The following is a 7,241-nucleotide window of genomic DNA, read 5'->3' as shown; positions in this document are numbered from 1 at the left end:
AACGATTTTGCGCCGATGATAGTGCTGCAACCAGTGTGAAAGTAGGTTATCGTCAGGCTAGTTATAAGAAAAACCCCCTCCGGTGATCCGGTGGGGGTTTTTTGCGTTTGTGGCTAGCAGCCTGCTTTTTTCCCACACGCTATTGCTTGCATACAGCCCTGGGCCTAGCATGGAGAGTCACAACTAGACTTGGGGGATGACCATGCTGGGAAAATTCTCGATCGGGAAACGACTTGGTTTTGCGTTTGGACTGCTCACGCTTTTGTCCCTGCTGTTCGGCCTGATGGCCTACAGCGAAATCTCCGCCATGAACAGCCAGTGGCAGACCGTCAAAGAAGATGCGATCGCCAAAGCCAACGCCACCACCAAGGGCTCGGTGGCGCTGGGCAGCGCAGTCCAGATGTTCAAGAATTACGTGCTCCGCGGCGAAGATTATGACAAGAAACTGATCGCCCAGCTGGAGATCATCGACAATGTGGACGATGAATACAAGGCCACCGGCCACATGACGCAGGAAGAGGAACGCATCCTCGCCAAGGTCCATCAGGACACCATCCTGTACCGCAACGCCCTCAATAAAATCGTTGAACTTCGCGCAAACAAGGTCAACGACGCCGAAACTCTCGACAAATCCGTCAGCGGCGCGGACAAGCCGCTGGCCGAGGCTTTCGACCAGCTGCGCAAAATTACCGCCCAGACCACCAAGGCCGCCGACGAGAAAATGACCGCTGTGAGCGCCCGCGCGCGCCAGCTCATCGCATCGGCGCTGGTGCTGCTGGTGATATTGTCGGTGCTGGGCGCGGTCTTCATCACGCGCAGCATCACGCTGCCGCTCAATAATGCGGTGCTGGCCGCTAACCGCCTGGCCGAGGGCGACCTGGCCGTGTCGCTGCAGTCCGAAGCGAAGGATGAAACCGGCCAGCTGCTGCGCGCCATGGGCAATATGGTGGACAAGCTGAAACAGGTGATCGACGGCCAGCGCGCTGCGGTGCAGGCGGCCAACAAGGGCAATTTCAGCACCCGCATCGAGCTGCAGGGACTGCAGGGCTTCCAGAAGGAGATGGGCGAAGGCCTGAACCAGCTGGTGGCCACCACCCAGGGCGGCATCGACGACATGGTGGGCATGATGGAAGCCATCGCCGGCGGCGACCTGACGCGCACCATAGACAAGAAATACGAAGGCGCTTTCGGCGAGATGATGGGCTTTGCCAATGCGGCGGTGGCCAAGCTGTCGCAGGTGGTGTCCGAAGTGAACGACAGCGCGGCCGCGCTGGCCGCCGCTTCCGAGCAGGTCAGCGCGACGGCGCAATCGCTGTCGCAGGCCGCCAGCGAACAGGCTGCCAGCGTGGAGGAAAGCAGCGCGTCGATGGAGCAGATGACCGCGTCCATCAGCCAGAACACGGAGAACGCCAAGGTCACCGACGCCATGGCCAGCAAGGCTGCGGTGGAAGCCACCGAGGGCGGATCGGCGGTGAAGGAAACCGTGTCGGCCATGAAGCAGATCGCCACCAAGATCGTTATCATCGACGATATCGCCTACCAGACCAATTTGCTGGCACTGAACGCCGCCATCGAAGCGGCGCGCGCCGGCGAGCATGGCAAAGGCTTCGCCGTAGTGGCGGCTGAAGTGCGCAAGCTGGCCGAGCGCGCGCAGGTGGCGGCGCAGGAAATCGGCGCGGTTGCCGGCAGCAGCGTGAACCTGGCCGAGAAGGCGGGCACGCTGCTCGACTCCATGGTGCCGAACATTAAAAAGACCTCCGACCTGGTGCAGGAAATTACGGCCGCCTCCGAGGAACAGGCTTCCGGCGTCAGCCAGATTAATATGGCAATGGGACAGCTGAGCCAGACCACGCAGCAGAACGCGGCCGGCTCCGAGGAGCTGGCGTCGACGGCCGAGGAGATGAGCAGCCAGGCGGAGGAACTGCAGCACACCATGTCCTTCTTCAATGTGGGCATGGTGGCGGCAGCCGCGCCGGCGCGCGGACGCGCCACCGTCCGCAAGGCGCCGCCGCGTGGCGCGGTTCCTTTGCGGGCCGCACCGCGCAAGGCGCACGTGGCGGACGGCGAGCCGGACGAATCGCAGTTCACGCGTTTTTAGCGGAGGGAGTGAATGCGGGATGCAGCGATGAGCGCCGAGCCGATCTCCGACCGGGAGTTCACCCAGTTCCAGCGCTTCATTTTCGAGGTGGCCGGCATTACGCTGGCGCCCGGAAAGAAGGCGCTGGTCAGCGGGCGCCTGGCCAAGCGCCTGGCGCACCACAAGCTCGCCACCTATGGCGCCTATTTCAATATGATAGCGAGCGGCCAGTCGCCGGCGGAAACCCAGACCGCCATCGACCTGCTGACCACCAACGAGACTTACTTCTTCCGCGAGTCCAAGCACTTCGATCTGCTGCGCAAGCTGGCTGCCGACGCGCGCGCGGAGCGGCGCCCCTTCCGCGTGTGGAGCGCGGCCTGCTCCACCGGCGAAGAACCGTACAGCATCGCCATGGTGCTGGACGACGTGCTTGGCGTGCAGGAGTGGGAGCTGTATGCGTCCGACATCAGCACCCGCGTGCTGGCGGCGGCGCGCACCGGGCATTATGTGCGCGAGCGCACCAGCCACATTCCCCCCGCCTACCTGAAACGCTACTGCCTGCGCGGCATCGGCGACCAGGACGGCACGCTGCTGGTGGCGCGTGAAATGCGCCAGCGCGTGCAGTTCCACCAGGTGAACCTGAATTCAACCACGCCGCCCAAGTTCGGCCAGTTCGATGTGATCTTCCTGCGCAATGTGTTGATCTACTTCAGTCCCGAGACCAAGCACCAGGTGGTGGGGCGGCTGCTGGGCGCCCTGCGCCCCGGCGGCCACCTGCTGATAGGCCATTCGGAAAGCCTGCACGACATGGCCGGCCCGCTGCAGGTGGTGGCGCCGTCGGTCTACCGCAAGCTGTGAGGCCGGCATGGCTGTCATCGACGTCTTCCTGCTGCCGGGCGAACACTTTGTCGGCGACGCACGGCACAGGATACGAACCTTGCTCGGTTCCTGCGTATCGATTACGCTTTGGCATCCACTGGCGCGCTTTGGCGCCATGTCGCATTTTTTGCTGACCGCGGACGGCAAGCCGGGAGCGGGGCGCCTGAACGGGCGCTATTGCGAAGGGGCGCTGGAACTGATGCTGGGGGAACTGGAGCAGGCCGGCATCAATCCGGCGGAATGCCAGGCCAAGATCTTTGGCGGCGGTATGATGTTCCCGGGCATAGAGCGCAGCGACAACGGGGGGATAGGACGGCGCAACGGCGAAACGGCCGAACGCCTGCTGCAGATGCATCAGATACCGGTAGTGTCCGAAAGCCTGTTTGGCATCGGCCACCGCCACATTATTTTCAACGTCGGAACCGGCGACGTGTGGGTGCGGCAAGGGCCGCCCGGCGCGTTTGGCGGCAAGGCGTTGAAGGAGCGTTTATGAAGAAAATCAATGTGATGGTGGTGGACGATTCGGCGGTAGTGCGCCAGGTCGTCACAGGCCTGCTCAACAAGGCGCCGGATATCCAGGTGCTGCACGCGGTGGCCGACCCCATCCTGGCGATGGAGCGCATGAAGACGGTCTGGCCGGACGTGATCGTGCTGGACGTGGAAATGCCGCGCATGGACGGCATCACCTTCCTGCGCAAGATCATGGCCGAGCGTCCCACGCCGGTGGTGATCTGCTCCACGCTGACGGCCAAGGCGGCCAAGACCACCATGGAGGCCATGGCCGCCGGCGCGGTGTCCATCATCACCAAGCCCAAGCTGGAACTGAAGCAGTTCTTGAACGACAGCTCGGACGAACTGGTGGCGGCGGTGCGCGCCGCCGCCGTCGCCAATGTGCGGCGCCTGGCCGGCCGCGCCGCGCCCCTGCAGCCGGTGGCCAAGCTCACCGCCGACGCCATCCTGCCCGCCAGCGACGGCCGCGCCATGACACAGACCACCGAGCGCGTGGTGGCCATCGGCACCTCCACCGGCGGCACGCAGGCGCTGGAAGTGGTGCTGACCTCGCTGCCGCGCGTCTCGCCTGGCATCGTCATCGTGCAGCACATGCCGGAGAAGTTCACGGCGGCGTTTGCGGAACGCCTCAATTCCGTGTGCGAGATCACGGTCAAGGAAGCGCAGACCGGCGACCGCGTGGCGCCCGGCCGCGCGCTGATCGCGCCGGGCGGCAAGCATATGCTGTTGCGCCGCAACGGCGCCCAGTATTTCGTGGAAGTGATGGACGGGCCGCTGGTGAACCGGCACCGGCCTTCGGTCGACGTGCTGTTCCGCTCCGTGGCCAAGTGCGCCGGTTCGAACGCGCTGGGCGTCATCATGACCGGCATGGGCGACGACGGCGCGGCCGGCCTGCTCGAGATGCGCAACGCCGGCGCCTACACGGTGGCGCAGGACGAGGCCAGCTGCGTGGTGTACGGCATGCCGAAAGAGGCGGTCAAGCGCGGCGGCGTGGAGCGCACGGTCACGCTGGAGCTGATAGGCCGCGAGATCGTGCAGCAGATGAATTCCTTCCTGGCCTGAGGCATCCCATGGGTGACTGGAGCGGCTGCACGGCCATGGTGGTGGAGGACAGTCCTGTCCAGCGCGACCATATGGCAGGCCTGCTGCGCCAGGCCGGCTTCGGCGAAGTGCTGCTGGCCTGCGACGGCATCGACGCGCTGCGCAAGCTCAATGCGCGCGGCGTGCCGGTGCAGCTGGTGCTCACCGATATGGACATGCCCGGCATGGAGGGCATAGAGCTGATACGCCACATCTGCGAACTGGAGCTGGCGGCCAGCCTGCTGGTGGCCAGCGCGCGCGAGGAGCGGCTGCGCGAAGCGCAGGCCAGCCTGGCGCAGCGCCCGGCGCGCCTGGCCCTGCTGGGCACCGCGCTCAAGCCGGTGCACTTCGAGGCCTTGGCCGACATCCTGGAACGCGCCGACATGGACCTGGTGTGCCAGGCTTCCGCCACCGGTATGCCGCAGGCGGAGGAAGTGCGGGCGGGACTGGAGGGCGGCCAGTTCCTGCCGTACTACGAGCCGCGCATCGAGATTGCCAGCGGCATGCTGCGCGGGTTGGATGTGCTGCCGTGCTGGATGCATCCGGAGCGTGGCCTGATACGCGCCGCGCGCTTCATGCCGGCGGTGCAGGGCACGGACTGGATCGCGCCTCTGACGGCCTCCATCGCCGGGCAGGCGCTGCGCCAGCTGCACGCCTGGCACGAGATCGGCCTGATCTCGCTGGGCGTGTCCATCAAGCTGCCGGCCGAAACCCTGGCCGACCGCGCGCAGGTGGACCAGCTCAGCGCCCTTGCGCGCGAGCTGGACCTGGCGCCGCGCACCATTACCTGGGAATGCCCGGAACCGGTGCTGGCCGGCGGCGCGCCGCTCAGCATCGCCAACCTGGCGCATCTCGCCGTGCGCGGCTTCGGCCTGGCGGTGGGCGGCTACCGCGCCGGGCACACCACGCAGCAGCAACTGGCGCGCTGCCCGCTGACCGAACTGCGCATCGATCCCGTCATCGTGCACGAGGCGTCGCAATACCCGCCGCGCCAGGCGCTGCTGCAGGCTTCCATCAGCGCCGCGCACCAGATGCGCATGGCGGCCGTGGCCGAAGGCGTGGAACTGGCCGAGGATCTGGCCTTGCTGCGCGGTCTGGGCTGCGAAATGGCGCAAGGCGCGCTGGTGGCGGCGCCCATGCCCGGCAACGCGCTGGCCGCCTGGATCAAGAACAACCGCAGGCGCCTGAAGGAACTGGCTAGCGCATCGGCGCAGTAATCGGCAGGGTCAGCGTGAAGGTGGTGCCCGCGCCGGGCGTGCTGCGCACGTCGATGCGGCCGCCCAGGATGTCGCTCACGATGTTGTGCACGATGTGCAGCCCCAAGCCGGAGCCGCCCACGCCGAGCTTGGTGGTGAAGAAGGGTTCGTAGATGTGCAGCAGATTGTCCGCGCTGATGCCTTTGCCGTCGTCGGAGATGGTCAGCACCACGTTGTCCTGCTCCTCGTTGCCGGAGCTGATGGCGATGGTGCCGTAGTCGCGGCCATCGAGTCCGTGCGTGATGGCGTTGGTCACCAGGTTGGTGATGACCTGGCCCAGCGGGCCGGGATAGCTGTCCATCATCAGCGCCGGGGGGATGTCCTGCGTCACGGTGTAGGGCGTGCGGCGTATCGTGGGCAGCAAGGTCAGCACATTGCCGGACACGACTTCGGCCAGCAAAAAGGTGCGGCGCTGCGCGCTGGTCTGGTCCACCGCCACCTGCTTGAAGTTGGATACCATGTCCGCCGCCCGGTGCAGATTGCGCACCAACACCTCCACCGCCGTATTGGCATTCTCCAGATAGTTGTCCAGCACCGAACGTTTCATGGGCGCGCCCTGCGTGAACTGGGTGCGGATTTCGCTGGTCTGGTCCTCGAAGGCGCTGGCGATCATCAGGCTGTTGCCGATCGGCGTGTTCAGCTCGTGCGAAATGCCGGCCACCAGGGCGCCCAGTGCAGCGAGCTTCTCGTTGTGCACCAGCTCTTCCTTGGCGCGATTCAGTTGCTCGAACATCTGCTGCAGGTCGCGGTTGGCTTTGCGCAAATCCAGGTGGGTATTGATACGGGCCAGCACTTCTTCAATCTGGAAGGGCTTGGTGATGTAGTCCACCCCGCCGGCGGCGAAGCCGCTGACCTTCTGGCGCGCGTCGGCCAGGCTGGTCATGAAGATCACGGGAATATCCTTGGTCGCTTCGCTGGCTTTCAGGCGGCGGCAGGCTTCGAAGCCGTCCATGCCGGGCAGCACCACATCCATCAGGATCAGGTCGGGCAGGCCGAACTCGGCGCGCATCAGGCCTTCTTCCGCATGGCGGCCTATCAGCACCAGGAAACCACGGGAGGACAGATGGTCGAGCAGGGCGGTCAGGAAGGAGGGGGAATCATCGACCACCAGTATGGTGGGCGGACTTCCTGCCGGCAGTTCGTGGGGGACCATCCTGACTCCTGTTGAATAGCTGCTAAGGAAAGTATATTCCAAAAACACTGTTGCAAGTGTGGGCGGGCTTTGCTATAGTTCTGTCCCCGCGCTGCTGAACACACGCAGCGCAGGAGGGAAGAAAAAAGAGGGTTGACGGAATAAACGACAAGCCTCATAATATCGCCTCTCTGCTGCTGAACAAAACGCTTCAGCAAGAAACGCAGACCTCTTTAAAAATTAACAGTCGATAAGTGTGGGCGTTTGATGATGATGCCGGAAGCGCAAGCTTCTTAGCTCAAATTAT

The 7,241-nt window shown here is 64.6% G+C and carries 6 protein-coding genes; 5 read left to right on the top strand and 1 reads right to left on the bottom strand.

Annotated elements, in window-relative coordinates; genetic code table 11:
• The first annotated feature begins 202 nt into the window (after positions 1 to 202).
• From AC07S4_RS30295 to AC07S4_RS30275, 5 genes are read left to right on the top strand one after another with little or no spacing between them, the layout of a single operon-like run.
• The gene (locus AC07S4_RS30295) at positions 203 to 2,098 is read left to right on the top strand and encodes a methyl-accepting chemotaxis protein (protein WP_494990123.1); all 1,896 of its coding nucleotides are present in this window, start codon (positions 203 to 205) and stop codon (positions 2,096 to 2,098) included.
• A 27-nt stretch (positions 2,099 to 2,125) separates the two neighbouring features.
• Complete coding sequence (locus AC07S4_RS30290) at positions 2,126 to 2,935, top strand: CheR family methyltransferase (RefSeq protein WP_494990124.1); 810 nt, start codon at positions 2,126 to 2,128, stop codon at positions 2,933 to 2,935.
• A 7-nt stretch (positions 2,936 to 2,942) separates the two neighbouring features.
• Complete coding sequence (locus AC07S4_RS30285; RefSeq protein ID WP_494990122.1) at positions 2,943 to 3,449, top strand: chemotaxis protein CheD; 507 nt, start codon at positions 2,943 to 2,945, stop codon at positions 3,447 to 3,449.
• Positions 3,446 to 4,528, top strand: a complete 1,083-nt coding sequence (locus AC07S4_RS30280; RefSeq protein ID WP_494990121.1) for a protein-glutamate methylesterase/protein-glutamine glutaminase — start codon at positions 3,446 to 3,448, stop codon at positions 4,526 to 4,528. The genes AC07S4_RS30285 and AC07S4_RS30280 overlap by 4 nt, the downstream gene beginning before the upstream one ends.
• An 8-nt stretch (positions 4,529 to 4,536) precedes the next feature.
• On the top strand, positions 4,537 to 5,763 hold the full coding sequence (locus AC07S4_RS30275; protein ID WP_494990120.1) for an EAL domain-containing response regulator: 1,227 nt from the start codon (positions 4,537 to 4,539) through the stop codon (positions 5,761 to 5,763).
• Here AC07S4_RS30275 and AC07S4_RS30270 read toward each other — a convergent pair.
• Complete coding sequence (locus AC07S4_RS30270) at positions 5,744 to 6,955, bottom strand: sensor histidine kinase (RefSeq protein ID WP_494990119.1); 1,212 nt, start codon at positions 6,953 to 6,955, stop codon at positions 5,744 to 5,746. The two genes, AC07S4_RS30275 and AC07S4_RS30270, sit on opposite strands and share 20 nt — an antisense overlap.
• Positions 6,956 to 7,241: the final 286 nt, after the last annotated feature.

The organism is Pseudoduganella sp. GW821-FHT05F09 (assembly GCF_059419605.1).
Note: the sequence above shows the minus strand (reverse complement) of the source record. Positions and strands in the feature narration are given on the sequence as shown.

What these genes read in the sequence shown, in the direction of transcription:
- AC07S4_RS30290 (WP_494990124.1), top strand. Translation starts at nt 2,126, where the DNA reads ATGAGCGCCGAGCCGATCTCCGACCGGGAGTTCACCCAGTTCCAGCGC.
- AC07S4_RS30270 (WP_494990119.1), bottom strand. Translation starts at nt 6,955, where the DNA reads ATGGTCCCCCACGAACTGCCGGCAGGAAGTCCGCCCACCATACTGGTG.
- AC07S4_RS30280 (WP_494990121.1), top strand. Translation starts at nt 3,446, where the DNA reads ATGAAGAAAATCAATGTGATGGTGGTGGACGATTCGGCGGTAGTGCGC.
- AC07S4_RS30275 (WP_494990120.1), top strand. Translation starts at nt 4,537, where the DNA reads ATGGGTGACTGGAGCGGCTGCACGGCCATGGTGGTGGAGGACAGTCCT.
- AC07S4_RS30295 (WP_494990123.1), top strand. Translation starts at nt 203, where the DNA reads ATGCTGGGAAAATTCTCGATCGGGAAACGACTTGGTTTTGCGTTTGGA.
- AC07S4_RS30285 (WP_494990122.1), top strand. Translation starts at nt 2,943, where the DNA reads ATGGCTGTCATCGACGTCTTCCTGCTGCCGGGCGAACACTTTGTCGGC.